This window comes from Lysobacter daejeonensis GH1-9, from assembly GCF_000768355.1.
Lineage (GTDB): Bacteria > Pseudomonadota > Gammaproteobacteria > Xanthomonadales > Xanthomonadaceae > Aerolutibacter > Aerolutibacter daejeonensis.
On record NZ_AVPU01000003.1, the window covers coordinates 99372 to 124690 of the forward strand.

The following is a 25319-nucleotide window of genomic DNA, read 5'->3' on the forward strand; positions in this document are numbered from 1 at the left end:
CGTTCAGTCGCCACCAGCGATGCCCCGCGCGATCGTGGCGCTGGGGTTCGTGAGCCTGTTCACCGACATGGGGTCGGAGGTCGTTCACAGCCTGTTGCCAGTGCTGTTGGCCGGCAGCCTGGGGGCCAGCGCGCTGGTGATCGGCTTGATAGAAGGCGCTGCCGAGGCCCTGGTGTTGGTCACCAAGGTGTTTTCCGGCTATCTCAGTGACGCGGTTGGGCGCCGCAAGCCTCTGGTCCTGCTGGGCTACGGCTTGGCGGCGGCGGTGAAGCCGCTGTTTCCGCTGGCCGATTCGGTGGCCACCGTGACGGCGGCGCGTCTGCTCGACCGGTTCGGCAAGGGTATCCGTGGGGCGCCGCGCGATGCGCTGGTGAGCGACCTGACGCCGCGCGAGATCCGTGGAGCGGCCTTCGGCCTGCGCCAATCGATGGACACCGTGGGGGCGTTTGCCGGGCCATTGCTGGCGGTGGGGCTGATGCACGCTTTCGCCAATGATATCCAGACCGTGCTGTGGTTCGCGGTGGTGCCCGGGGCGGTGGCGGTGCTGTTGCTTCTGAAGGTGCCCGAGCCGGCCGATGCGGTGCGCAAGCCCGCGCGCCTGCCACTGAACCGGGAAGGGTTGTCGCATCTGGGGCGGCCGTTCTGGTGGTTGGTGGTGCTTGGGCTGGCGGTGGCCCTGGCCCGGTTCAGCGAGGCGTTCCTGGTGCTGCGGGCCACCGATCGCGGCCTGCCCGTGGCATGGGTGCCGATGGTGCTGGTGGTGATGAGCGCCGTGTACGCACTCACCGCCTATCCGGCCGGCTACCTGTCGGACCGCATGGCGCGCTCGACCTTGCTGGCATTGGGCATGGGTGTGCTGGTGCTGGCGGATGTCGCGCTGGCGGCATCGGATGGACTGGGCCTGTTGTTCGGCGGCATTGCCCTGTGGGGCCTGCACATGGGCCTGACGCAGGGCATCCTCGCCAGCCTGGTGGCGGACGTGGCGCCGGAGGCGTATCGCGGCACGGCGTTTGGCGTGTTCAACCTGGTGTCGGGCGCCGGCCTGCTGGTGGCGAGTGCGGCGGCCGGCTGGTTGTGGGATCGCCAAGGCCCGCCCGCGGCATTCTGGATGGGGGCCGTGGTGTCCGGCGTCGCCGCCCTGGCCACCCCATGGCTGGCCCGCGCCATGAAACCGTCATCTGCCTGACCTAGCGTGCATCGGGATGAACATCCTGATGCTGTCCGACGTCTATTTTCCCCGTGTCAACGGCGTTTCCACGTCGATCCGCACGTTTGCGCGGTCGCTGGCCCAGATGGGCCATGCGGTGACGCTGGTGGTGCCCGATTACGGGCCGGAAAGCGGACAGGCGCAGCACGACGAGGGCGCCTTCGAGGTGATCCGGCTGCCCGCGCGGGTGATCTTCTTCGATCCCGAGGACCGCCTGATCAAGGGTAGTGCACTGGCAGCCGTGACCCGAACGCTGGCCGCGCGCGACTGGGACGTGATCCACGTGCACACGCCGTTCCGCGCCCATCAGTTGGGCGTCCGGCTGGCGGCGTTGACGGGCACGCCGACGGTGGAGACGTACCACACCTATTTCGAGGAGTACGTGGGCCACTACTTACCCTGGCTGCCTGCAGGACTGACGCGCTGGTTGGCGCGACGTGTCTCCCGCCATCTGTGTCATGGGGTGGATCACCTGATCGTGCCCAGCGCACAGATGGCCGAGGTACTGGACCGCTACGGTGTGCGCACGCCATGGACGGTGATTCCCACGGGTATCGATCTGGCCGAGTTTTCCGGTGGCGATGGCGCGCGATTCCGCGACATGCATGGTATTGGGGCCGATGCGCCGACGATGGTGACCGTGAGCCGGTTGTCGCTGGAGAAGAACATCGCGTTCCTGCTGCGGGTGGCAAAGCGTCTGTTGCCCAGATTTCCCGCGCTCCAGTTTCTGATAGCAGGCGAGGGGCCCGATGCCGTGAGGTTGCGGCAATTGGTCGCCAGTTTGGGCCTGCAGAACAACGTCCGGTTCTTCGGCAACCTCGACCGGCGCAGCACCCTGTTGGATGCCTACAGCGCCGGCGACGTGTTCGTGTTCGCCTCGCCTACCGAAACGCAGGGGCTGGTGCTGATCGAGGCGATGGCGATGGGCACGCCGATCGTGTCCACAGCGGTGATGGGCACGGCCACCGTGCTGCGCGACGCCCGCAGCGCTCGGATCAGCTCGGAAGACGAATCGGTCTTCGCCGGGCACGTCGCGCTGTTGCTGGATTCGGTCGAGGACCGTCGGGCACTGGCGGAGGCCGGCCCCATGGATGCGCGCGCCTGGAGCACCGAGGTGTTGATGGGGCGCGCGGTGGATCTGTATGCGTCGTTGTTGCGGCCGTCGCCCGCATTGGCGTGAGCGGACATCCCCCGTACGGGGGACGGGGAAATCGTCCGGTGTTGGCCTCCCCGACGCGTTGGCATAACTGAAGACGACCGGCTGAAGCCGCAGTGCCCCTCCTCCTCCCCCTCGGCACGCGCTTCCGCCGGCGTCTTTTTTTTTGATGCGCGAGCCAGGAGCCCCGGTTATCGTGGCGGCATCCGGCCCGGGGAGGGACGCCTGCGGGGCATGGCAGGGGTCCGTGGGCGCGGGGCCCACCCACCGACACCGTCCACATGACTCCAGCCAAGCAGGGAAACTCGCCGGCGCGCGTACTGTTCGCCAGCCTCATCGGCACCACCATCGAGTTCTTCGATTTCTATATCTACGCGACGGCTGCCGTCCTCGTGTTCCCGAAGCTGTTCTTTCCGGCCGGGGATCCGGCTACCGCGACGCTGCAGTCGCTGGCGACGTTCGCGCTGGCGTTTTTCGCGCGGCCCATCGGCTCGGCGGTGTTCGGTCACTTTGGCGACCGCGTCGGGCGCAAAGCCACGCTGGTCGCGGCGCTGCTGACGATGGGCCTGTCCACCGTGGCGATTGGCCTGTTGCCCACCTATACCAGCATCGGCCTGGTCGCGCCGGCACTGCTTGCGCTGTGCCGATTTGGCCAGGGCCTGGGACTGGGTGGCGAGTGGGGCGGGGCGGTGCTGTTGGCCACCGAGAACGCGCCGCCGGGCAAGCGCGCCTGGTACGGGATGTTTCCGCAGTTGGGGGCGCCGCTGGGATTCTTCCTTGCCACCGGCATTTTCCTGCTGCTGACCGAAGTGATGAACGACGCGCAGTTCTTCGCATGGGGCTGGCGCATTCCCTTCGTGGGCAGCGCGGTGCTGGTGTTCATCGGACTGTGGATCCGCCTGCGGTTGACCGAGACGCCGGACTTCCAACGCGTGCTGGACCGCGAGGAGCGGGTGCGATTGCCGATGCTGACGGTGCTGGGCAGGCATCCACGCGCCCTGCTGGCCGGCACGTTTGGCGCGCTGGCAACCTTCGTGCTGTTCTACCTGATGACGGTATTCGCACTGAGCTGGGGCACCTCGCAGTTGGGGTATACGCGCGAGCAGTTCCTGTGGCTGCAGATGGTGGGCGTTGTGTGCTTTGCCCTGACCATTCCGTTGTCCGCGCTGTACGCGGACCGGGTGGGCGCGCGCCGGGCCATGATGCTCGCGACCGTGGCGATCCTGGCCTTCGGGCTGGCATTCGCCCCGCTGTTCGTCGCCGGTAGCGCGTGGAGCACGTTGCTGTTCCTGTCGCTGGGACTGGCCTTGATGGGGCTGACCTACGGCCCTGTGGGCACGATCCTGGCGGAGATGTTTCCGGCATCGGTGCGGTACACGGGCGCTTCGCTGGCGTTCAACCTGGCCGGCATCTTCGGCGCCTCGCTGGCGCCGTACATTGCGACCTGGCTGGCGGGTCGTTATGGATTGGCGTCGGTGGGGCTGTATCTCGTTGCCGCGTCCGTGCTCACGCTGCTCGCGCTGTGGGCCGTGCGTCCGGCGCGGGACGCCTGAGGTGGGAGCGATGTCGAAGCTGCTGGCGCCGCGCTGGGCCGGCAGCGTCGCGCAGGCCGGAACCGCGGTTTTCGCGGTGGCTTGCGTCGCGTGGCAGTTCCTGCGGCCCGATCTGGACTGGGCCGCTGCACCGATGAGCTTCTACCTGCTGGGGCCGACTGGCTGGGGCCTGCAGATGGCGTACGTGGCCCTGGCCGTGGCGATATTGACGCTGGCTGTGGGCTATTACCGGCACCTGCCTCGAAACGCGCGAAGCGCGGCGCCTGGGCTGCTGTTCGCGGTTGGGGCCGTGGCCTTGGTGGTGACCGCGCTGGCCCGGAGCAACATCCCGCATGCCCCGCCAACGCTGGAGGGTTGGGTCCACGGAACCGCGGCCAACACGGCGTTCCTGACGGTCACCACGGCGATGCTGCTGCAGTCGTGGTGGATGCGAGGGCTCCGCGGGCCGGCACGCCGGTGGAAGGTCGCCTTGGGGCTGGCCTCGGTGTGCTTCGCGGCGCTCTGGCTTCACGTGCTATGGCGCGACCTTCCCCGTGGCGCGGGGCAGAAGGCCCTGATTGCGCTGATCGTGGGCTGGTTGGGCTTGTCGGCACATTGGCTGCGGCGTGCGGAAGATGGTGGATCGAGCGAGTGCGAGCCCGGCGCGGGCGCGAAGTAGGCGCCCCCGCCGCCGCTCCCCGTGGCCCCGACGGCGTAAAATGCGCCGATGATCGTCAATATCGCCGCATATCATTTCGTAGCCGTGGATGACCCCGCGGCGTTGGTCGCAACTGTTCGCGGCTGGGCCGAAGAGGGCGAGTTGCTTGGCACCGTGCTGGTGGCCGGCGAGGGCGTCAACATCTTCCTTGCGGGCCACGCGGAGGCCATCGAGTCGTTCCTGGCACGCCTGCGCGGCGACGCCCGCTTCGCCGACATCCTGGTCAAGTACAGCCACAGCGCCGCGCAGCCGTTCGCGCGCCTGAAGGTCAAGCTCAAGCGCGAAATCATCGCCTTCCGCCGGGAGGATGCCTCACCGCTGGTGGGACGTGCCCCGACGGTGACGCCGCAAACGCTGACCCGCTGGCTTGAGCAGGGCCACGACGATGCCGGACGCCGCGTGGTCATGCTCGACACCCGCAACCGCGAGGAGTTCGGCTTTGGTACGTTCGACGGGGCGCTGACGCTGCCCATCGACAACTTCACCGACCTGCCGGAGGCGCTGGCGCCGCACCGTGATGCGCTGCGCGATGCCACAGTGGTCAGTTTCTGCACCGGCGGCATCCGCTGCGAGAAGGCGGCGCTGTGGATGCGCGCCGACGGCATGGACAACGTGCTGCAGCTGGACGGTGGCATCCTCGGCTACTTTGAACAGGTGGGCGGTGCCCACTACGACGGGCGCTGCTTCGTTTTCGACGAACGGGTGGCGCTGGATCCGCAACTGCAGCCGCTGGCGGATGCAGGCCAACCTTTTGGAGTTGTCCCATGATCCAACGCATCGATGCCGGCCACCGCATGTCCGAGGCCGTGGTCCACAACGGCGTGGCCTACCTGGCCGGGCAGATTCCCGAGGACACCACCCAGGACATCGAAGGCCAGACCCGTCAGGTCCTGGCGGAGATCGATGCGCTGCTGGCCAAGGCTGGCAGCGACAAGACCCGCCTGCTGCGCGCCGAGATATTCCTGCGCGACATGGCGGACTTTGCCGGCATGAACCGCGCCTGGGATGCGTGGGTGGTGCCCGGCCAGGCGCCGGCCCGTGCCACGGTGCAGGCGCACCTGGCCGACGCGGCGTGGAAGGTGGAGATCGTGGTTACCGCGGCCGTTTGAGCCACGCCACTGCGCCCCGGCCTGCCCGCAGGCCGCTGGCGAAGCAGGCGGTGAGCAGGTAGCCGCCCGTCGGCGCCTCCCAGTCGAGCATCTCGCCGGCGCAGAACACGCCGGGATGCGTACGCAGCATCAGCGCATCATCCAGGGCTTCAAGCCGGACGCCGCCGGCCGTGCTGATCGCCTCGGCCAGCGGCCGCGGCTGGGTCAGGATCAGTGGAAGGCGCTTGATGGTCGTGGCGATGACATCCGGATCCTGCAGGCCGTCGCGGCCCAACACCTCATGCACCAGCGCCGCCTTCGCGCCGACCAGCCCTGCCTGGCGGCGCAGGTGTTCGCTGATGCTGCGGCCAGCGCGTGGTTTGGCAAGGTCCCGCTGGAGTTCTTCCAGGTCGCGGCCAGGCGCGAGGTCCAGCCACAGGCGGGCTTCGCCATTGGCGGCGATGGCTTCGCGGAGGTGCGCGGACAGGGCGTAGATCAGGCTGCCCTCGACGCCGGTCGTGGTTAGCACGCACTCGCCTTGCAGGCTGTGCTCCGCGCCTTCCGCATCGTGCCAGTGCGCAACCACGGGCTTGAGCGGCGCGCCGGCATGGCGCTGCGCGAGATGTTCGCTCCAGCCCACGTCGAAGCCGCAATTGGCCGGCTGCAGTTCGGCCACGTCGATGCCCTGCGCGGCCAGCACTGGGGCCCAGGCGCCATCGGAGCCGAGTTCCGGCCAGCTGCCGCCGCCCAACGCCAGCAGCGTCGCGGGTGCGGTGACCTCGACTTCGCCCGCAGGCGACGCAAAGCGGAGCGCACCGTCGTCCGTCCAGCCGAGCCAGCGGTGGTGTACGTGGAATCGCACGCCCTGTTCCCGCAGTCGGCGCACCCAGCCGCGCAGCAGCGGCGCGGCCTTCCGGTCCAGCGGAAAGACCCGGTCCGAGCTGCCGACGTAGGTCTCCACGCCGAGGCCTCGCGCCCATTCGCGCAGCGCGGTGGCATCAAAATCGTTCAACCAGCGCCCCACGGCCTGCGCGCGGTCGCGGTAGCGCTGGTCAAACGCCGGGCGGGGCTCGGCATGGGTCAGGTTGAGGCCGCCCTTGCCGGCAATCAGGAACTTTCGACCCACCGAGCCCATCGCCTCGTACAGGTCCACCTCGATGCCGGCGGCTCGCGCGACCTCCGCGGCCATCAGGCCGGCGGGGCCGCCGCCAATGACGACCAGACCGGGAGCGTTGTAGCGGGATGCGGGCATGGGCAGGGGCGCAGTGGGGCACGCCATTATGCCGCGGTTGGCCCATGACCCCGGCCACGGGGCGCGAATGACCTGGTGCGGTATCTTCGCCGGCTGGCAACACGCCTGATCATCGAGGAGACCGACCCATGCGCCCGAATCGTCTTGCCGCCCTGTTGGCCGTCGTGATCTGGGGCAGTGCGACGCTTCCCGCTTGGGCCGATACCGCCGCCAGCCAGGCGGTTCCCGTGGCGACCGAGCAGGCACAGCCCGCGCAATCGCGCGACGCCACGCTGCCGGATCAACTGCGCGATTTTGACGCCTACGTTGAACGCGTGCGCCAGCAGTTCAACGTGCCCGGCATTGCGGTGGCCATCGTCAAGGATGGCAAGGTGGTGCTCGAACGCGGCTATGGCGTGCGCGAGATGGGCAAGCCCGCGCGCGTGGACGAGCACACGATGTTCGCCATCGCCTCCAACACCAAGGCGTTCACCGCCGCCGCGCTGTCGATCCTGGCCGACGAAGGCAAGCTCTCGCTGGACGACCGTGTCATCGACCACCTGCCGTGGTTCCGCATGGCCGATCCTTACGTCACCCATGAGATGCGCGTGCGCGACCTCCTGGCCCACCGCAGTGGCTTGGGTCTCGGTGCTGGCGACCTGCTGTACTGGCCGGGCACCGACTACACCACCGAGGAGGTGGCACGGCGGTTGAAGGACGTGCCGTTGACCGGCAGCTTCCGCGGCCAGTACGCCTACGACAACATCCTGTATGGCGTGGCGCAGCTGGTGATCGAGAAGGCGAGTGGGCAGTCCTACGCCGATTTCCTGCAGGCCCGCGTCTTCACGCCGCTTGGCATGACGGAGACGCGCTTCAACAGCGATCACCTCAAGCCGACCGACGACAACGTGGCGACCGGTCACGCCAAGGCCGACTTCAAGGATCTGGAGCCCGTCGCGCCGATGACGTGGCACAACGTGTCCGGTGCCGGTGGCCTGTACGCCAGCGCGCACGACCTGACGAAGTGGATGCGCGTGCAGCTCGATGGCGGCGTGATGGCGGGCGAGGGTGACGACGCCAAGCGACTGTTCAGTGCGAAGCGGCAGAAGGCGATGTGGTCGGTGATCACGCCGATGAATATCCCGGAGCCTTCAGTGCCGGAGCTGGGTGCGGTCAAACCGAACTTCCTCGGCTACGGCGAAGGCTGGCAGTTGTCGGATTACCGCGGCCGCAAGCTGGTCTGGCATACCGGCGGCTGGCCGGGCATGGTCTCGCGGCTGACGCTGGTGCCCGAGCACAAACTGGGCGTGGTGGTGCTGACCAGTGCCGAAGTTGGGGCAGCATTCAATGCGGTGACGATGCGCGCGCTGGACGCGTTCGTGGATGCGCCGCGCACGGACTGGGTAGCCGCTTATGCTGCCGCCGTGGCGAAGGCGGAGGCCAAGGCCGACGAAACCTGGCAGAAGCACGTGCAGGCACGTGACGCGAAGTCCAGGCCCTCGCTGCCGCTGGCGAAGTATGCCGGCCGCTATCGCGACGCCTGGTACGGCGACATCAACATCGCACAGGAGGGCGGCAAGCTGGTGATGCGCTTCAGCCGCACGAAGTCATTGGTCGGCACGCTGTCGCACTGGCAGCACGACACGTTCATCCTCCGATGGCACGAGCGGTGGCTCAATGCCGATGCGTTCGTGACCTTCAACCTGGACGCTGACGGCAACGTCGCGGAGGCGCGGATCAAGGCGATTTCGCCGCGGACCGACTTCAGCTTCGACTTCCATGACCTGCGGTTGGTGCCCGTCAAGGACGAGCACGCGCCGGCGAAGTGACGGCAGCTGGTCTTCAGTGCGGTTTGACCGCCAGCAGCTCCACATCGAAGACCAGTGAGGCGTTCGGCGGAATCACGCCGCCGGCGCCTTTGCGGCCGTAGGCCATGTGGGCCGGTATCACCAGCGTGCGTTTTCCGCCTACGTGCATACCGGCCACGCCATCGTCCCATCCACGGATGACCCGGCCCGCGCCGAGCAGAAAGGTGAAGGGCTCGCCGCGGTCCACGGAGCTATCGAACTTCTCGCCGCGCTTGTCGACGCGTCGTTCGTCGTAGATCCAGCCCGTGTAGTGGACGGTCACGTCGCTGCCCGAGGTGGCCACGGGGCCAGTGCCTACCGTGTTGTCGACCCTCTGCAACTCCGCCACCGTGCCGCCGGGCGGTGGGCCGGGATCGGTGCAGGCGGCGAGTGCGAGTCCAAACAGTACGACGAAGGCGAAGCGGATCAGGGGCATGGCGGGGTCCGGGGTGCTTGGACATGGACAACCCTGCAGCGGAAGTCGCGCCGGGCAGGGCGTCCAGAGGATAGGGCATGGAGTGAAGATTATCCGCAGCGCCCCAGGGAGGCGCAGGTTGCCGCTACCTGGCCCTCAAGGTGGCGGGATTCGCCCTGAAACTGCGGGGGCTGGTGCTCTTCGGCTTGTACTGGTTCCTGGCGTCCATGATGGGATGGCCGGCGCTTTTCTAGCGTTCTGGGGCAGTGCATCCTCCGCCCAAAGTCACGCGTGCGGAGCTTCAGGCGACTTCACCCGCCGCATGCCCCGAGGCCCAGGCCCACTGGAAGTTGTAGCCGCCCAGCCAGCCGGTCACGTCCACGACCTCGCCGATGAAATACAGGCCCGCCACGTGCCGCGACTGCATCGTGGTGGATGACAGGCCATCGGTATTGACGCCGCCCAGGGTGACTTCGGCGGTGCGATAACCCTCGGTGCCGCTGGCGACCAGCGGCCATGCCTGCAGCACTTCCGCCATGTGGCGCAACTCAGGCAGGTTGTACTGCTTCATCGGACGGTTGGGCAGCCAGTGTTCGCACAGGCGCTGCGCAAACCGTTTGGGCAGGGTATCGCCCAGTACTGTCTTCAGTTCCGCCGCAGGGCGCTCGTGCTGCCAGCCCTGCAGGGTGTCCAGCGCGTCCTGTCCGGGCAGCAGGTCGATGCGCAGGTCATCACCCGGTTGCCAGTACGACGAGATCTGCAAAATCGCGGGGCCGCTGACACCGCGGTGGGTGACCAGCATGAAATTGCTGAAGGATTGTCCGTTACTGGTGGCCGTGACCGGCAACGCAACGCCGCTGAGGTCCGCCAGCCGCTCCTGGTGCTTGCCGCTGAGCGTGAGCGGCACCAGCCCGGCGCGTGTGGGCAGCACTTCATGGCCAAATTGGCGTGCCAGTTCGTAGCCGAAGCCACTCGCGCCCATGCTCGGGATCGACAGGCCACCGCTGGCGACCACCAGCGAGCCCGCAACGAACACGCCGCGGGTCGTGTGTACGCGGAACGGCGCATCGGCCGTGCCTTCGCCATGCAGCACGCGCTCGATGCTGCAACCGGTCTCGATGCGCACCCCTGCGGCGGCGCATTCGTCCAGCAGCATTTTTACTATGAGCTTGGATGACTCATCGCAGAACAGCTGCCCGAGTTCCTTCTCGTGGTAGGCGATGCGATGCCGTTCCACCATCTCGATGAAATGCCAGGGCGTGTAGCGTGCCAAGGCCGACTTGCAGAAATGGCGGTTGGCGGAAAGGTAGTTGGCCGGGGTGGTGCCGGTGTTGGTGAAATTGCAGCGCCCGCCACCGGACATCAGGATCTTCTTCCCCACGCGGTTGGCGTGGTCGACCACCAGCACGCGCCGTCCGCGCTGCCCGGCGGTGATGGCGCACATGAGCCCTGCGGCACCGCCGCCGATGATAATGACGTCGTAATGCTGCATGCCTTTTCCGACGCTTAGGCCACCTGCAGGCCGGACATCCCGCTCGCGGCCATGGCGCTGGACAACACCCGGGCCCGCGGTCGCAGGGCGACGTTGGTGCTTTCGCTCATCAGCTGCAGCTCACCGTCCTGGATCATCGCCGTCAGCCGCATGCCGCGTTCCAGCATCGCACCCACCGCTTCGACACTGGTAGCGTCGATGTCGATCACGCTGAGGTTCTTCAGGCGGGCGAGTCCCACTGCGTTCTTCTCCCACCAGATGTCGGCGGTGCGGCCGCCGTAGTTGACGACCAGTACCTGCTGCGAGCGGCCGCAGGCCTTGCGCACGCGGGACTCCTCCGGCTGGCCCAGGTCGATCCACAGTTCGATGTCGCCGGTGTAGTCGCGGCGCCACAGGTCCGGTTCGTCATCGCTGCTCAGGCCCTTGCCGAACTCCAGACGCTCATCGGCATTCAACGCGAACGCCAACAGCCGCACCATCAGTCGCTCGTCGGTTTCCGACGGGTGCTGGGCGAGAGTGAGGTTGTGCGATGCGTAGTAGTGCCGGTCCATGTCACTGACCTGCAGTTCGGCTTTGACGACGGTGGCCTTGAGTGCCATGGGTGCCTGCCGGCGGACGCCGGGAAAGAGAATCGGTCATTCTAGGCCATGCGCCCGCGTCCACCCGCCATCGATGGTCTTCCGGCCAGCCATGTTCAGCTGCCGGCGGGGCCGTGGCAGACCGTGCTGGGGGCGTTGTGCGCGCTCTTCCCCATGATTCCGGAAGCGACGTGGCGCGACCGGTTCGCGCGCGGGCGGGTGCTGGATGCCGCGGGCCATGCGCTGGCCGAGGGTGCGCCGTACCGGCTGGGTGCGGACATCCATTACTACCGCGAGGTGGTCGAGGAGCCCGCGATCCCCTTCGAGGAGACGGTGCTGCACGTCGATGCCCACCTGGTGGTCGTAGACAAGCCGCATTTCCTGCCGGTGGCGCCGGCCGGCCGACATGTCCACGAGACGTTGCTGGGGCGCCTGATGCGGCGCCTGGACAATCCGCACCTGGTGCCGCTGCACCGGCTGGACCGCGACACCGCGGGGCTCGTGCTGTTCTCGGCCGATCCCGGCTCGCGTGCGGTCTATCAGGCGCTGTTTCGGGATCGACGGATTGCCAAGGGCTACGAGGCGCTGGCGCCGGCGTTGCCGGAAATGGCCTTCCCAATGGCGCACCACTCGCGGCTGGAACCGGGCGAGCCGTTTTTTCGAATGCGCGAGGTCCCTGGGACGGCCAACAGCGAAACCCGGATCGACGTGATCACGCGTGGTGACGACCTCTGGCAATACCACCTGGAGCCGGTCACCGGCCGCAAGCACCAGTTGCGCGTGCACATGGCGGCGCTGGGTGCACCGATCGTCAATGATCCCACCTACCCTGAGGTGGAGCCGCGTCGCCACGATGACTTTACCCGGCCACTGATGTTGCTCGCGCGCAGGTTGGAGTTCTTTGATCCCATCGATGGGGGGCTGCGGAGTTTTGAGAGCGCTTTTCGCTTGTTACCTGCGACTTGACGAAAGTGCTCCGGTAGTCAGGTGCGGCTACGGGAGCTGGAAAATACGCCGTTCATCACGCGCTGCTACAATGCCAATCTCACCCGAGGAGATTTCACCGCCAAGGCGTGCTGCATCACCTGTTTCCTGTTTCCGCGTTATTGACGAGCGTTGCCCTCCTGCTGGCGGGCAACGGGTTGCTCAGTACGCTGCTGGCAGTGCGGGGCAGGGCGGAAGGCTTCAGTGACGGCCTTATCGGGCTGATCATGTCGGGCTATTTCGTCGGTTTTTTTCTTGGCACGTTCCTTGCGCCGCCGCTTGTGGCGCGCATCGGCCACATTCGGTCGTTTGCCTTCTTCGCGGCCTTGGCCGCATGCACGGCGTTGATTTACCCGTTGGCGGTCCTGCCCGCCGCGTGGCTTGTGCTGCGCGTGGTTACGGGTGTTGCGCTGGTGGGCCTGTGCACCGTGATCGAAGGGTGGCTCAATGCGCAGGCGGCTCCCGCGTACCGAAGTAGAATTTTCGCCGCCTACATGACAGTCAGCCTGCTGGCGCTTGCATCGGGGCAACTGATGCTGGACCTGCAGCCGCCGGGAAGTTTCGTGCTTTTCAGCGTCGCGGCGATCCTGATGTCGTTGGCGGCCATGCCGATAACCGCAACCCGGTTGGCGCAGCCCATGATGCTGCCAGCGGCACGAGCGCAAGTCGGCAGGGCACTCCGTGCGGCGCCGACGGCGGCTGTTGGGTCGCTGCTGGCAGGACTTGTCCTAGGCGCCTTCTGGGGTATGTCGCCGGTGTTTGCCGAGCACCGTGGGATGGACCGCGCAGGCGTGGGCATATTCATGGCGCTGGCCATCGCCGCCGGTGCGCTCACGCAGTTTCCAGTGGGCCGGCTGTCCGACCTTGGCGACCGGCGCACGACCTTGGCGGCCGTGGCTGCAGTTGGGGCGGTGGCGGCGGGCGTGATATTGCTCCCCGTGGGCGATGGTCATTTGCTGCTGATGGCGTTCGCCGCCTTTGCGGGGCTGGCGTTCACCCTTTATCCGTTGTGCGTTGCGCACCTGCTTGACCGTCTTCCGCAACAAGAGCTGATGTCAGGTTGCAGTGCGCTGCTGCTGCTCAATGGCGTGGGCGCGGCCATAGGCCCCGCGCTGGCTGGCGGGCTGATGGCTTGGTTTGGGCCGGACGCGCTGCCCGTTCTATTTCTTCTGGCGATGCTGCTGCTCGCCTTGCTGGCGGGAGGGCGACGACTGCTGCGCGCCCGCCACCTGCTCAACCCCGCGCGCTTCCACCCGATGTTGCGCACGACACCCACGGTATTGGAACTGCTTCCGGAGATTCCTGACGCCCCCAACGAAGGATCGACATCATGAACGCACGACTCCACTCCGCAGCAGACCAAGCCGCCCACAGGCTGAGTACCTCGCCCAGGATGCTGCTGGCCACCGACCTGGATGGCACGTTCCTGGCCGGCGATGCGCGCAAGCGCGAGCGCTTGTACCGGATGATCAGGGAGGACGCCAGCATGCGTCTGGCATGGGTCACGGGTCGTGGTTTGGAGGCCGTACTGCCGCTCTTGGCCGATCCCGCACTGCCGCGTCCCGACTACCTCATCTGCGACGTCGGCGCGACCGTCGTGGACGGAGCGACGATGCAACCCGTGCAACCGCTGCAGTCGGCGATCGAATCGCGTTGGCCCGGGGAGCGAGCGGTCGCCCAGGCCATGGCCAAGTTCGAAGGGCTCGTGCGGCAGGACGTTCCGCAGCAGCGGCGATGCTCGTATTACTGCGAGCCAGATCGACTGGCGGCCATTCGCCAGGACATCAATGCGGCCGCAGATGCGCTGGGTTGCCAAGTGCTTTACTCGGCCGATCGCTACCTGGACATCCTGCCGAGTGCCACCGACAAGGGCGAGACCCTCGCGCGCCTGGTCGAGCATGTGGGCGTGCCCCGTCGGCAGGTTCTGGTCGCGGGAGACACGCTGAACGATCTGGCCATGTTCACCTCCGGGTTCGCCGGAGTGTGCGTGGGCAGTTCGGAACAGTCACTGCTGCAGGCCACCGAGGCGCTGGACCACGTGCTGCACGCGGATGACGCGGGGTGCGGCGGGATCCTGCAGGCCATCGAGCACTTCTCGGCCACGTCGCGAGGTAAGCCTTCGAAAGCGCGCGTCCATGCCGAGCTTTCGGGCAAGTCGGAGCTGGTGATGGTGTACCACCGGCTTCCCTACGAGGAAGCGCTGGTGGATGGCGTGCGTACCCGTCGACCGCCCAGCTCACCCAACGGCATCATTCCCAGTCTGCTCAGTTTCTTTGCCGATGGACACCCCGGCTCATGGGTGGCCTGGAGCGTGGCCGAGCGCAAGGGCGTGCCGTTCGAGGTGCACTGCGACGTGGATGCCGAGCGCTTTCCCAACCTGATCGCGGCGCGCGTACCGCTCTCGAAGTCCGAGGTTGACACGTTCTACAAGCGCTTCTCCAAGGAAGCCTTCTGGCCAGTGATCAACACATTCTGGGAACGGGCACGATTCTCTGAGGCCGACTGGGGGCTGTTCTGCGATGTGAACCGCAGGTTCGCGGAAACCGCGGCCGCCGAGGCGGCGCCAGGGGCTACGGTCTGGATGCATGACTACAACCTGTGGATGGCGCCATCGCACCTGCGACGGTTGCGGCCAGACCTGCGCATCGCATTCTTCCACCATACCCATTTCCCATCGCCGGACATCTTCAACATCATTCCGTGGCGACGGGAGATCCTTGGCAGCCTCCTGGCATGCGACTACATCGGCTTCCACATTCCCCGCCAGTCGGAGAACTTCGTTGATGCGGTCCGCAGTGCGATGCCCGCCGAGGTGCTGGGAAAGGTGTCCTGCGCGCCACGTTTCCTTACGTACGGCTGCGCGCTGGGGCTGGACACGATGACCACCGAGCTGGTGGCCGGCGATCGGCGGGTGCGGTTGGGCGCGCATCCCATCGGGACGGATGTTGGTCGCATCCGCGAGACCGTGGGCCGCGACGATGTGCAGGAAGCCATCGGACGCATCCGACAGGAGATCGGAGACCGGAAACTGGTGCTGTCCATCGAGCGACTGGATTACAGCAAGGGCACGTTGGAGAAGCTGCAGGCCTTCGAAAGCTTGCTGGAGCGCTATCCCGGGATGCGTGGCGAGGTGACGCTGGTGATGGTGTGCGTGCCGGCTGCCAAGGAAATGACCGTCTACCGGTCACTGCAGACGCAGATCGAGCAGGCCGTTGGCCGCATCAATGGCCAGCACGCGCGCCTGGACTGGACGCCTGTCCGGTTCTTCGCTCGTCCGCTGCCGTTCGAGGAGGTCGTGGCGCACTACGGCGCGGCCGACGTCATGTGGATCACGCCCCTGCGCGACGGACTCAACCTGGTGGCCAAGGAGTTCGTTGCGGCGCAGGGCGCGGTAGGCAGCAGCGGCGTGCTAGTGCTGTCGGAGTTTGCCGGTGCGGCCGTTGAGCTGAAGGGGGCACTGCTGACCAATCCGCATGACCCCGCGGACATGGTGGCCAAGTTGCTGCAGGCGCTGGTGATGACCGACGCCGAGCGTGATGATCGCCAGCGCCACTTGTTGGAGACGGTGGTTCACCATGATCTCTCGCGATGGGGGCGCGAGTTCCTGGCCGCGGTGAGATTGGCGGACGACGGAACCCAGGCGAGGACACACTGACCGTCGCCAGTACGGCCGCGCAGCCGCTCAGGTCCATTCGCGGGAAGGAAGGGTGTGACGGCGCTGGGGTCTTCCGACCAGGTCCAGGAAGCGGTTGAAGATTGCGTCGGCCTGCAGCTGCATTGCCTGCACCTGCGTCACCGTCTGTGCCCGGATCCGGTCGACATCGGCGGCATGCCCTTGGTCGACCAACTCCCGCAGGTAGGCCGCATTGCCCAGCCAGCGTTCGATCAGCGGTTGGTCCACCTCTGGGTGGAACTGCAGCCCGTACACGTTGTCGCCATGGCGGAACGCCTGGGGTTCGCAGCCGTCCGTGCGCGCCAGATGGACCGCGCCGGGAGGGACCTGGAAACTGTAGTGGTGCCACTGGAACACGGGCGCTTCGTCGCCCAGTGGGGCCAGCACTGGGTCGGCCTTGCCTTCGTCGGTGAGCTGCAACCGATGCCAGCCAACCTCGGGGGTGGGGTGGCGGCGCACCGGGGCCCCCAATACGTGGGCCAGCAGTTGGGCCCCCAGGCAGATGCCCAGCACCGGGCGGCCGAGTTCCAGCATGCGTTCGATGGCGCGCATCTCGGTCAGCAGGTGCTCGCGGTGGGTGTGGTCTTCCACGTTCATCGGCCCACCCAGCACGATCAGGCCGCGGTACCGCTCCACGTTGGGCTGCGTGTCGGGGTGCCGCTCGAAGTTCTTGAAGCGGATGCGGTGTCCGCGCCGCCGTATGAGCGGGTCCAGCGTGCCCAATGGCTCTGCGGCAACGTGTTGGAAGACCAGAATGCGGGACATGGGGGTAGGCGTGGCGTACTGACATCACTATGCCAAGTCGCGACGAGCGGGGCGATAACGGAGGATTGCCCGCACATGACGACAAGGCATAAGGCGGCCTCTTCTGCCCGGGTTCGTGGAGATCTGACGGGCATAGGCCGGGGGGGGCGAGCGTCGTCGCCCGCGAGGCATTGAGCAGGGGGCGCTACCCCTTCGGCGCCGCCGCTATCAGGGCGATGGCGATGATGGCCAGCCCGATGGCCGCCCGGTTCCAGCGGCTGGTTTTTTCGCCGAATACCAGCACGCCAACCAGCGTGCCAAGCACCACGACCCCGATGTTCATCGCGGCGAAGACCACCGACGGATTGTCGGGTAGCGCCTGGTGCGCGCGCACGTAGAAGACGATGTTGCCGAAGTTCAGCACCCCCAGCAGTAGCCCCGCCACGAGATGGCGAAGGTCCAGTCGCGTCTGCCCGCGCCGCTGCCTGAGCAACTGCCAGGCGACCATCAGTGCGAAAGCGACGGCGAAGGCCACCTGCAACGAAGCCAACGAGGGCGTCCCCGCCAGCGCGATGCGCTTGAGCAACACATCCACCACCGCGAAACCCACCCACACCACCAGCAGCAGGCCCCAGCTGCGGCGCACAGCTGACTCTTGCTCCGGGCGCATGACAATGCCGCCCACGGCCAGCAACCCCAAGCCCAGCCCGGCCAGGCGCAGGCCATCAACGCGCTCGCCAAACAGGGTGAACGCCGCCAGCAGCGACAGCAGCAGCGACAGGCGCTGGGCGACGTCCGTCCGCACGATGCCGGCGGCCTTCACCGAAGCCGCCAGCACCAGGAACAGCGAAGGCAGCACGACGGCCAGCCCCAGCAGCGCCGCCCACGGCGCGTCCGGTGCACGCAGGCTTTCGAGCGAGGGCTGCAGCACCCAAGCGCACAGCGCCGTCGCAGCGAGGTAGTTCCACGTCACCAACTGCGCCACGTCCAGCCGGTGCCGCGGTGCCAGTTTCAGCAGCACGGACACCAGCACGCTGCAGACCGCGCTGTACAGGATGAGGTGCATCGCGCGGGCGTGGTCCCGCCGGGATCAGCGCGGCTTGAAGGGCTTGCGTGGGCCTGCGCCGTGCGGGCGACCGCCTGGACGGCTGTCATGCGGGCGAGCGCCTTGCGGGCGCGGTCCGCGCGGACGGAAGTCATCGCCGTGCCCACCCCGCGGGCGGTCATCATGCGCGCGCGGCGGACGGCCTTCGCCCTCCCCGTGGTGCTGCGGTTGGCGCCAGCCCCCCTGGCCAGGGCGGCTGATGCGCAACTGCTGGCCGGCCACGCGGACCTTCTTCAGGTGCTCCATGATCTCGCGGGGCATGCCTTCGGGCAGGTCGATCAGGCTGTGGTCGTCGCGGATGTCGATGCGGCCGATGTAGCGGCTCTCCAGTTCGGCCTCGTTGGCGATCGCGCCCACGATGTTGCCCGGCTTGACCCCGTGGACGTGACCGACCTCGATGCGGAACGTCTCCATGCCCGCCTCGGGCGCGCGCGGCGCGTCGAATTCGCGGGCAGGGCGCGGCGCTGGCGCGGCATCGCCGTGGTCGTCGAACATCGCCTCGCCGACATTGGAGGGCGCGTTATGGGTGGGCGGCGTGAACTGACGCTCGGCATGGCGCGGTGCGTGCTCGCGCCCGGTGGAGGGGCGCGGCTCACGGGCCGGGCGTTCATCGCGTTCACGGAACTCGCGCTGCGGGCGCGGGCCTCGCTCGCGGTCGCCGAAATCGCGGCCGCGTTGCTCGAACGGTGCGCCGCGCTCGGGGCGCGTCGGCGCCGCCAGCAGCAGCGGCGTGTCGCCCTGGAACAGCTTGGCCAGTGCCGCGGCGATCTCGATGGCCGGCACGTTCTTCTCGCGCTCGTAGCGCTCGATCATCTCGCGGAACAGGCCCAGCTCGCTGCTCTGCAATGCTTCGCCGATCTTGCCGAGGAAGCGGTTCACGCGCTGCTCGTTCACCGTCTCGATGCTCGGCAATTCCATCGGCTCGATCGGCTGCCGGGTGGCGCGCTCGATCGCGCGCAGCATGCCGCGCTCGCGTGGGGTCACGAACAGGATCGCCTCGCCCTTGCGACCAGCGCGACCGGTGCGGCCGATGCGGTGGACGTAGCTCTCGGTGTCGTAGGGGATGTCGTAGTTCAGCACGTGGCTGATGCGCTCCACGTCCAGGCCGCGCGCGGCCACGTCGGTGGCGACCAGCACGTCGATCTTGCCGTCCTTGAGGTTCTGCACGGTCTTCTCGCGCTGCGCCTGCTGCACGTCGCCGTTGATCGCCGCCGCGGACACGCCGCGCGCCGACAGCTTCTCGGCCAGTTCCTCGGTGCCCAGCTTGGTGCGGGCAAACACGATCATCGCGTCGAACGGCTCGGCCTCGATGATGCGGGTGATGGCGTCCAGCTTGTGTACGCCGCTGACCGACCAGTAGCGCTGGCGGATGTTCGCCGCCGTGGTGGTCTTGGCCTTGATCGCGACCTCGACCGGGTCCTTCAGGTAGGTCTGGGCGATGCGCTTGATCGGCGCCGGCATGGTCGCCGAGAACAGCGCGACCTGGCGGGTCTCCGGCGTCTTCTTGAGCACGTTCTCGACGTCGTCGATGAAGCCCATGCGCAGCATCTCATCGGCTTCGTCCAGCACCAGGCAGCGCAGTTCGGACAGGTCCAAGGTGCCGCGGTCCAGATGGTCGATCACCCGGCCGGGGGTACCGACCACGACGTGCACGCCGCGCTTGAGCGCCTGAAGCTGCGGGTAATAGCTCTGGCCGCCGTAGATCGGCAGCACGTGGAAACCCGGCATGTTCACCGCGTACTTCTGGAACGCTTCGGCCACCTGGATGGCCAGTTCGCGCGTTGGAGCGAGCACCAGCGCCTGCGGCTTGAACTGCTTCGGATCGATCTGCGCCAGCACCGGCAGGGCGAAGGCGGCGGTCTTGCCGGTGCCCGTCTGCGCCTGGCCAAGCACGTCGCGGCCTTCCAGCAGCGGCGGAATGGTCGCGGCCTGGATGGGCGAGGGCGTCTCGTAGCCCACGTCGGACAGGGCTTTGAGCAGTGACTCGGGCAAGCCCAGATCGGTGAACTTGACGGAGGGAGTTTCGGCGGATTCGGTCGTTGCGGGCGTCTCGGCGCTCATCGCTAAGTCTCGTTGGCGCCGGCGCAAGGGCCGGTCGGGGACCGCACAGTTTACCCGTCTGCTGAACGGGGCGTGTGATGTGGCAGGAAACCGCAGCCAACGCACCCCCGCGAACCGGGTGCGCGGACGCCGGCATTGTCCATGGGAACGCGGTGCAGCTTGGGTTTCGGCCTGCTGTGGGACACTGGCAGCCGGATAGCCCGCCCACCTCGCCCTATGCCTCCTGTTCGCTTCGACAACGCCTTCCTGCGCGAATTGCCCGGTGACCCGGAGGTGGGCCCGCGCGTGCGGCAGGTCGAAGGCGCGCTGTGGTCGCGCGTGGCTCCCACGCCGGTGACGGAGCCGAAACTGCTGGCGCACTCGGCGGAAATGGCGGCACGACTGGGGTTCAGCGATGCCGACCTGGCCGACCCGGCGTTCGCCCAAGTATTTGGCGGCAACGCGTTGCTGCCGGGAATGGATCCCTATGCCGCCAACTACGGTGGCCACCAATTCGGGCATTGGGCGGGCCAACTGGGCGACGGGCGTGCCATCACCTTGGGCGAGGCCATCAACGACGCCGGTGAGCGCTGGGAACTGCAGCTCAAGGGGGCGGGCCTGACTCCGTACTCGCGCACCGCCGACGGCCGCGCGGTGCTGCGTTCCTCGATCCGCGAGTTCCTGTGCAGTGAGGCCATGCACCACCTGGGCGTGCCCACCACCCGCGCGTTGAGCCTGGTGGGCACTGGCGAGGGCGTGGTCCGCGACATGTTCTACGACGGCCATCCCGAACTGGAGCCCGGCGCCATCGTGTGTCGCGTGGCGCCATCGTTCATCCGCTTCGGCAACTTCGAGTTGCCGGCCTCTCGGGGCGACTTCGACCTGCTCCGGCGACTGGCCGATTTCTGCATCCGCCGAGACTTTCCCGAGCTGCGGGGGCAGGGCGAGGCCCTGTATGCCGATTGGTTCGCCCAGGTGTGCGAGCGCACCGCCGTGCTGATGGCGCACTGGATGCGTGTCGGCTTCGTGCATGGGGTGATGAATACCGACAACATGTCCATCCTCGGGCTGACCATCGATTACGGCCCCTACGGCTGGGTGGACGACTACGACCCGGACTGGACACCCAATACCACCGACGCCCAGCGCCGTCGTTACCGTTTCGGCCAGCAACCGCAGGTCGCGTACTGGAACCTGGGGCGGCTGGCCGGGGCACTGTCGCCGCTGTTCGGTTCGACCGAGCCGCTGCAGGAAGGGCTCAGGCGTTACGTGGTGGCGTGGAACTCAGCCGAACGCGACACCACCGCCCGCAAGCTGGGGTTGCTGGAGGCGCGTGACGACGACCTGGTGCTGATGCAGGACCTGCGTGATCTCCTCAAGCAGGCCGAGGTGGACATGACGTTGTTCTTCCGCGGATTGGCCGACGTGGACCCGGTCGCGCCCTCTCTGCTGCCACTGGTCGATGCCTTCTACAACGCGGAGAGGCAGGCGCAGGCCGCGCCGGCACTGGAGGCGTGGCTGCAACGCTACGGCGCGCGCGTGTTGGGTGAAGGCGCCCAGCCCGACGCACGACGCGACAGCATGAATGAGGCAAACCCCCGCTACGTGCTGCGCAATTACCTGGCGCAACAGGCCATCGATCGCGCCACGCACGGTGACATGGATGGCGTTCAAGAGCTGCTGGACGTGATGCGCACGCCATACACCGACCAGTCCGGCAAGGAAGTTTTCGCCGGCAAGCGTCCAGACTGGGCGCGAAGCCGTGCGGGGTGTTCGATGCTGTCCTGCAGTTCGTAGCGCCGCGCTAACCGTCGATTCACGTCGCCCGTCGCATCCTCCAACCGCGTACCCCGTCTGGGCTGGAGGCTGGACCACCATGACTGCAATCAACCTGCTGACGTTGGGCCGGTGGCGGACCCTCCTGGGCCTGATGGCCGTGCTGGTGGCCGCCGCGTCGCTGGCCGGTTGTGTGACTCCCCTCGGCGATGGTTACCCTGGCGAGCGCTACCCGGGTGATGGTTACGGCCAGGGCTATGGCAACGAGCGGGCCTACGGCACCGTGCAGGAGGTCGACCTTCGCAGCGGACGCCTTTTCATGACCCGCGACGACGGCCAGTACGGGCGCTCGGAGTACCTGGAAGTCGGCTTCGATCGCAGTACGCGCATGTACTACCAGGGCCGCGAAGTCGACATTGGCGGTCTGGAACGCGGTGATGGCGTCCGCGTGGAGGGTGTGCGCACGGGCAGGCGCCTGCTCGCGCGCACCATCGAAGTGGTGCGCAACGTGCGCGACGGCCAGGGCGGCGGCTACTACGGCGACGACCTGCGCGGGTCCATCAGTTACCTCGACACCCGCGCACGGCGAATCGAGGTGGTGCGCGACGGGTATGGCGGCAGGGCCGAGCGCGTGTACTACGACCAGCGCACCCGTGTGGAATACCGGGGCCAGTACCTGCGCCCGGAGCAGCTGGAACGCGGCGACGTGATCCGAGTGCGGGCCCGACCGTCCGGCAGCGACTGGTACGCCGAGCAGATCTGGGTGGAGATCGACGCGCGCTCGCGCCGGTGATGCGTCGTGCCTGACGGTCAATGCGAGCCACCATACCCGCACCGGTTTGGAAGGGTTCTTTCCGCGCGTGGCTGGCCAGTGGCCATGACCGCCCCATGAGTGGGGAAGGGCGGCCCCCCTCTGGGCCGCCCCAATCGATCACCTCACGTCACGGTACGGTGGTCGTCACCGCGCGCGTCAGCGTGCTGTCCAGGGTGTAGTTGGCCAACACCGTTGTGTACCCCTTCACCCGGTACTTGTAGGTGCCGGGCATGGCCACCGCGAACTCCAGCACTTCGGGATTGGACAGGCTGGCGCCACTGGCAACTTCGTTGCCGGCCGGATCGACCAGCGAGAAGTCGATGTCGACACCGCCATCCCAGCCCAGTGTGGCCTGGATGAGCGTCACGTCAGCGCCCACTTCGAAAGTGAATTCATCCACTTCCAGGTTCTCGACCGACGGTCCCATCGTGCCCGTGTACCGGGTGGTCGTGGTGGTGAAGGCGGTTGTCGTGTCATATAGCTTGCCCTCCGTCAGGCTGCCGTCGAAATAGACGTTGCCCTGCACGCCGCGCAACTCCACCCGGTGGGCCCCTTTACCCAGGCCGGTGATGGCAAAACGGCCGTTGGTCTCGGCGGTGGAGCTGTAGAAGCTGATGCGGCCGCGGTTGACGCCATCCACGTAGACGTCGGCCTGGCCACCCTGGGCATTGCGCGGATAGATGAACTGCATCGCGTCGCCTTCAAACGCCAGGTTCAGCCGCGGCACCGACTTCTTGGTGACACTGGCCTTGCGGTAGGTGCCGTCCGTGGACCCCACGTTGTTCACGCTGCTCCAGTTGCCGGTGTAGTCCAGCAGACTGTAACTGTCGGCCGCGATGATCCACTTGCCTTGGCTGGACCATTTTGTCGCGCCGCCCAGGAACGCGGCGCGCTTGCCTTCGGTTCGCGAGGCCAGGTCCACCGCGGCCAGTACGTCGATGTAGCCGGCGCCCACCACGTGGTACGGGTAGTTCATGGGCGAGGAGGTTTTCATCAGGATCTCCTCGACCTGGTCGGGAGACAGGGTTGGGTTGGCCTCCAGCAACAGAGCAGCTGCACCCGCTACGAACGGCGTGGCCATGCTGGTGCCGCTCATGCTGGCGTAGTACACGCTGTAGGCGGGGTTCACGGGGTCGTTTACCGGCCCCAGTGCCGGCAGGGCAGTGTTGGGCGCACGGGTGGAGATGATGCTGGAGCCGGGCGCCACCACGTCCACGTGCTTGTAGAAATCGCCTTCCACGCCGCGACTCGAGAAGCTGGACAGGTCCTTGGCCTTGGTGCCCGAGCCCACGTTGATTACCCAAGGCACGATCGCATAGGGATTGAGGGTGTTCTCCGCCGGACCGTCATTGCCGGCGGCGAAGGCCACCACCATGCCCTTGCGGTATGCCTCGTAGCTGGCCTTGTTGATGGGGTTGTTGGGGTCGTACACGCTGTTGGAGCTGCCCCATGAGTTGGTGATGATGTCGATGCCGTAGCGCTCGCGGTTGGCCAGCGCGTAGTCGAAGCCCATCAGCGCGTACAGGATGCTGATGCCTTCGCCGGCGCCGATCCCCACCAGCTTGGCCTGTGGCGCGATGCCGTCGTGGTAGCGCGCGCGGCGCGGATCGTTCTTCGAGGCCTCGCCCGTGCCGCCCACGGTGCCTGCCACGTGCGTGCCGTGGCCGCTGCTGGTGTCGGTGTTTGGCACGTTCTCCAGCCAGGCCGATGCGCCGGCCAGGCCCAGGTCGCCTACCAGCTTGACGTTCTGTACCACCTTGGCGCCCTGCGGCAGGTCGGGGTGGGTGGCGTCCACGCCTGAGTCAAGCACGGCAATGGTCACCCCCTTGCCACTCAGGCCAATGAAATCATGCACCTTGTGGCCGTTGGTGACCTCGCCAGACTGGTAGTTCATCCACTTCAAGCTCGCGTCGAAGTAGATGCTTTCAACCCCCTCCCACTGTGCGACCTGGCGCACCTGCGACGAGGTGAGCAACGCGCCCACCATGGGTAGCGCCCGCATCGGCAGCGTCTCGTTGGTCAGGCTGGCCAGGCGGGACATCTGGTTGCGGTCGCTGAAGGTGACGATCACGCGGTGGGTGGGGTGGGCATCCAGCCGCTGTTGCAGGTCCGGGGAAAGCAGGGCAGCCGCGTCGGCGGGGCCGGCCAGGGCCAGCCCCAATGCGATGGCGAGTCCCAGGAAGGAGCGGGCAGGAGTGCGACGGTGTGGCATGGAGCGGTACCCCAAGATTGGACGTGCCCCCACCCTGCGCCGCAGCCGGGCATAACGCAGCCCGGAAGTTCCCCCGTGGATTGCGGGGGAAAACACCCAGGCCGCAGGGGCGTCGTCGGCGCGGTAACCGGCATTTAACGCACCGGGTCGCATGCTCGTTACCAAGCCGCCCTGCGGTGAACGCACGTCCGGGCACCGGGCTACCCCCGGCACGGGTCCCGCCGCGCAAAGGGACCCGCCATGAAGACCTGGATTCTTGTCGCCGACGAAGCCCATGCCCGCCTGTTCGAGAGCGAGCGACTGGATGGCGAGCTGTCGGAAGTCGCCGACTTCGTCCATCCCGAGGCACACCATGCCGATCGCGGGCACCGCGACCGCCTGCCACGAGCCCACCAGAGCGTGGGTAGCGCCCGGCACGGCATCGAGCCGCGCACCTCGACCGAAGAAAAGGTCACGCGCGAATTTGCCGCGGAGCTTTCCGAGTTCCTGAACGAGGCCCGGGTGGCCCATCGCTACGACCACCTCGTGCTGATGGCGGCTCCGGCGTTCCTGGGGTCGGTGCGCTCTGAGCTGGACCCGCAGGTCGCGCGGATGGTGACCCATGCGCTGGACAAGCAGATCACCGATGCCAGCGTTGACCGTATCCGCGATGAGTTGCGGCACCTGCACTGAGCGTTGACGTAGGCTGACATGCGGGGCGTCCGGCG

At 67.2% G+C, this 25319-nt stretch carries 21 protein-coding genes; 13 read left to right on the top strand and 8 right to left on the bottom strand.

What is annotated here, in order from left to right:
• Positions 1 to 19 precede the first annotated feature (19 nt).
• The 6 genes from N800_RS02755 (at position 20) to N800_RS02780 (ending at position 5722) form a co-directional block, all read left to right on the top strand.
• Complete coding sequence (locus N800_RS02755) at positions 20 to 1186, top strand: MFS transporter (RefSeq protein ID WP_036134522.1); 1167 nt, start codon at positions 20 to 22, stop codon at positions 1184 to 1186.
• Positions 1187 to 1202: 16 nt separating this feature from the next.
• Entirely contained in the window at positions 1203 to 2387 is a 1185-nt protein-coding gene (locus N800_RS02760; RefSeq protein WP_036134524.1) for a glycosyltransferase, read from the top strand.
• A 257-nt stretch (positions 2388 to 2644) separates the two neighbouring features.
• On the top strand, positions 2645 to 3916 hold the full coding sequence (locus tag N800_RS02765) for an MFS transporter (RefSeq protein ID WP_036134527.1): 1272 nt from the start codon (positions 2645 to 2647) through the stop codon (positions 3914 to 3916).
• A 10-nt stretch (positions 3917 to 3926) separates the two neighbouring features.
• Positions 3927 to 4574, top strand: coding sequence for a DUF998 domain-containing protein (locus N800_RS02770; protein ID WP_052107845.1), 648 nt, complete (start codon positions 3927 to 3929; stop codon positions 4572 to 4574).
• A 48-nt stretch (positions 4575 to 4622) separates the two neighbouring features.
• Positions 4623 to 5381 carry a sulfurtransferase gene (locus N800_RS02775; protein WP_036134531.1) on the top strand — a complete coding sequence of 253 codons (759 nt, stop codon included), beginning with the start codon at positions 4623 to 4625 and terminating at the stop codon, positions 5379 to 5381.
• Complete coding sequence (locus N800_RS02780; protein WP_036134534.1) at positions 5378 to 5722, top strand: RidA family protein; 345 nt, start codon at positions 5378 to 5380, stop codon at positions 5720 to 5722. The genes N800_RS02775 and N800_RS02780 overlap by 4 nt, the downstream gene beginning before the upstream one ends.
• Here N800_RS02780 and N800_RS02785 read toward each other — a convergent pair.
• Positions 5706 to 6953, bottom strand: a complete 1248-nt coding sequence (locus N800_RS02785; RefSeq protein WP_036134538.1) for a TIGR03862 family flavoprotein — start codon at positions 6951 to 6953, stop codon at positions 5706 to 5708. The genes N800_RS02780 and N800_RS02785 overlap by 17 nt on opposite strands.
• A gap of 128 nt (positions 6954 to 7081) precedes the next feature.
• On the opposite strand from N800_RS02785, the gene N800_RS02790 reads away from it, so the two are divergent.
• The gene (locus N800_RS02790) at positions 7082 to 8761 is read left to right on the top strand and encodes a serine hydrolase (protein ID WP_052107846.1); all 1680 of its coding nucleotides are present in this window, start codon (positions 7082 to 7084) and stop codon (positions 8759 to 8761) included.
• 13 nt (positions 8762 to 8774) lie between these two features.
• Here N800_RS02790 and N800_RS02795 read toward each other — a convergent pair whose 3' ends face one another.
• From N800_RS02795 to N800_RS02805, 3 genes are all read right to left on the bottom strand, one after another.
• Positions 8775 to 9206, bottom strand: coding sequence for an FKBP-type peptidyl-prolyl cis-trans isomerase (locus N800_RS02795; protein WP_036134775.1), 432 nt, complete (start codon positions 9204 to 9206; stop codon positions 8775 to 8777).
• A gap of 289 nt (positions 9207 to 9495) precedes the next feature.
• A complete protein-coding gene (locus tag N800_RS02800; protein ID WP_036134540.1) occupies positions 9496 to 10686 on the bottom strand; it encodes a BaiN/RdsA family NAD(P)/FAD-dependent oxidoreductase in 1191 nt (396 codons plus the stop codon).
• A 14-nt stretch (positions 10687 to 10700) separates the two neighbouring features.
• Positions 10701 to 11285 carry a YaeQ family protein gene (locus N800_RS02805; RefSeq protein WP_036134542.1) on the bottom strand — a complete coding sequence of 195 codons (585 nt, stop codon included), beginning with the start codon at positions 11283 to 11285 and terminating at the stop codon, positions 10701 to 10703.
• A 48-nt stretch (positions 11286 to 11333) separates the two neighbouring features.
• On the opposite strand from N800_RS02805, the gene N800_RS02810 reads away from it, so the two are divergent.
• The 3 genes from N800_RS02810 to ggpS all read left to right on the top strand — a co-directional run bounded on the left by N800_RS02810 (position 11334) and on the right by ggpS (position 15903).
• On the top strand, positions 11334 to 12230 hold the full coding sequence (locus N800_RS02810) for a pseudouridine synthase (protein WP_036134544.1): 897 nt from the start codon (positions 11334 to 11336) through the stop codon (positions 12228 to 12230).
• A gap of 119 nt (positions 12231 to 12349) precedes the next feature.
• Positions 12350 to 13582 (top strand): MFS transporter, encoded by a 1233-nt coding sequence (locus N800_RS02815; protein ID WP_036134778.1) that lies wholly within the window; start codon positions 12350 to 12352, stop codon positions 13580 to 13582.
• Positions 13579 to 15903 (top strand): glucosylglycerol-phosphate synthase, encoded by a 2325-nt coding sequence (gene ggpS, locus N800_RS02820; protein WP_232227523.1) that lies wholly within the window; start codon positions 13579 to 13581, stop codon positions 15901 to 15903. The genes N800_RS02815 and ggpS overlap by 4 nt, the downstream gene beginning before the upstream one ends.
• A 27-nt stretch (positions 15904 to 15930) precedes the next feature.
• Here the strand turns inward: ggpS and N800_RS02825 are convergent, their stop codons facing one another.
• The 3 genes from N800_RS02825 to N800_RS02835 form a co-directional block, all read right to left on the bottom strand.
• Positions 15931 to 16686, bottom strand: a complete 756-nt coding sequence (locus N800_RS02825) for a type 1 glutamine amidotransferase (protein WP_052107848.1) — start codon at positions 16684 to 16686, stop codon at positions 15931 to 15933.
• A gap of 184 nt (positions 16687 to 16870) precedes the next feature.
• The gene (locus tag N800_RS02830; protein WP_036134548.1) at positions 16871 to 17731 is read right to left on the bottom strand and encodes an EamA family transporter; all 861 of its coding nucleotides are present in this window, start codon (positions 17729 to 17731) and stop codon (positions 16871 to 16873) included.
• A 24-nt stretch (positions 17732 to 17755) separates the two neighbouring features.
• Positions 17756 to 19831: a DEAD/DEAH box helicase gene (locus N800_RS02835; RefSeq protein WP_036134550.1), complete on the bottom strand. Its 2076-nt coding sequence runs from the start codon at positions 19829 to 19831 to the stop codon at positions 17756 to 17758.
• A 216-nt stretch (positions 19832 to 20047) separates the two neighbouring features.
• Here N800_RS02835 and N800_RS02840 point away from each other — a divergent pair, with 216 nt between their 5' ends.
• Positions 20048 to 21607 (top strand): protein adenylyltransferase SelO, encoded by a 1560-nt coding sequence (locus N800_RS02840; RefSeq protein WP_036134552.1) that lies wholly within the window; start codon positions 20048 to 20050, stop codon positions 21605 to 21607.
• Between the two features lie 79 nt (positions 21608 to 21686).
• Positions 21687 to 22379, top strand: a complete 693-nt coding sequence (locus N800_RS02845) for a hypothetical protein (protein WP_036134554.1) — start codon at positions 21687 to 21689, stop codon at positions 22377 to 22379.
• Between the two features lie 148 nt (positions 22380 to 22527).
• Here N800_RS02845 and N800_RS02850 read toward each other — a convergent pair whose 3' ends face one another.
• Positions 22528 to 24612, bottom strand: coding sequence for a S8 family serine peptidase (locus tag N800_RS02850; protein WP_052107849.1), 2085 nt, complete (start codon positions 24610 to 24612; stop codon positions 22528 to 22530).
• 240 nt (positions 24613 to 24852) lie between these two features.
• On the opposite strand from N800_RS02850, the gene N800_RS02855 reads away from it, so the two are divergent.
• On the top strand, positions 24853 to 25284 hold the full coding sequence (locus tag N800_RS02855) for a host attachment protein (RefSeq protein WP_036134559.1): 432 nt from the start codon (positions 24853 to 24855) through the stop codon (positions 25282 to 25284).
• The last annotated feature ends 35 nt before the right edge of the window (positions 25285 to 25319 follow it).

Coding starts and splice junctions, on each gene's coding strand:
- N800_RS02755 (WP_036134522.1), top strand. CDS start 20: ATGCCCCGCGCGATCGTGGCGCTGGGGTTCGTGAGCCTGTTCACCGAC.
- N800_RS02760 (WP_036134524.1), top strand. CDS start 1,203: ATGAACATCCTGATGCTGTCCGACGTCTATTTTCCCCGTGTCAACGGC.
- N800_RS02765 (WP_036134527.1), top strand. CDS start 2,645: ATGACTCCAGCCAAGCAGGGAAACTCGCCGGCGCGCGTACTGTTCGCC.
- N800_RS02770 (WP_052107845.1), top strand. CDS start 3,927: ATGTCGAAGCTGCTGGCGCCGCGCTGGGCCGGCAGCGTCGCGCAGGCC.
- N800_RS02775 (WP_036134531.1), top strand. CDS start 4,623: ATGATCGTCAATATCGCCGCATATCATTTCGTAGCCGTGGATGACCCC.
- N800_RS02780 (WP_036134534.1), top strand. CDS start 5,378: ATGATCCAACGCATCGATGCCGGCCACCGCATGTCCGAGGCCGTGGTC.
- N800_RS02785 (WP_036134538.1), bottom strand. CDS start 6,953: ATGCCCGCATCCCGCTACAACGCTCCCGGTCTGGTCGTCATTGGCGGC.
- N800_RS02790 (WP_052107846.1), top strand. CDS start 7,082: ATGCGCCCGAATCGTCTTGCCGCCCTGTTGGCCGTCGTGATCTGGGGC.
- N800_RS02800 (WP_036134540.1), bottom strand. CDS start 10,686: ATGCAGCATTACGACGTCATTATCATCGGCGGCGGTGCCGCAGGGCTC.
- N800_RS02805 (WP_036134542.1), bottom strand. CDS start 11,285: ATGGCACTCAAGGCCACCGTCGTCAAAGCCGAACTGCAGGTCAGTGAC.
- N800_RS02810 (WP_036134544.1), top strand. CDS start 11,334: ATGCGCCCGCGTCCACCCGCCATCGATGGTCTTCCGGCCAGCCATGTT.
- ggpS (WP_232227523.1), top strand. CDS start 13,579: ATGAACGCACGACTCCACTCCGCAGCAGACCAAGCCGCCCACAGGCTG.
- N800_RS02825 (WP_052107848.1), bottom strand. CDS start 16,686: ATGTCCCGCATTCTGGTCTTCCAACACGTTGCCGCAGAGCCATTGGGC.
- N800_RS02830 (WP_036134548.1), bottom strand. CDS start 17,731: ATGCACCTCATCCTGTACAGCGCGGTCTGCAGCGTGCTGGTGTCCGTG.
- N800_RS02835 (WP_036134550.1), bottom strand. CDS start 19,831: ATGAGCGCCGAGACGCCCGCAACGACCGAATCCGCCGAAACTCCCTCC.
- N800_RS02840 (WP_036134552.1), top strand. CDS start 20,048: ATGCCTCCTGTTCGCTTCGACAACGCCTTCCTGCGCGAATTGCCCGGT.
- N800_RS02845 (WP_036134554.1), top strand. CDS start 21,687: ATGACTGCAATCAACCTGCTGACGTTGGGCCGGTGGCGGACCCTCCTG.
- N800_RS02850 (WP_052107849.1), bottom strand. CDS start 24,612: ATGCCACACCGTCGCACTCCTGCCCGCTCCTTCCTGGGACTCGCCATC.
- N800_RS02855 (WP_036134559.1), top strand. CDS start 24,853: ATGAAGACCTGGATTCTTGTCGCCGACGAAGCCCATGCCCGCCTGTTC.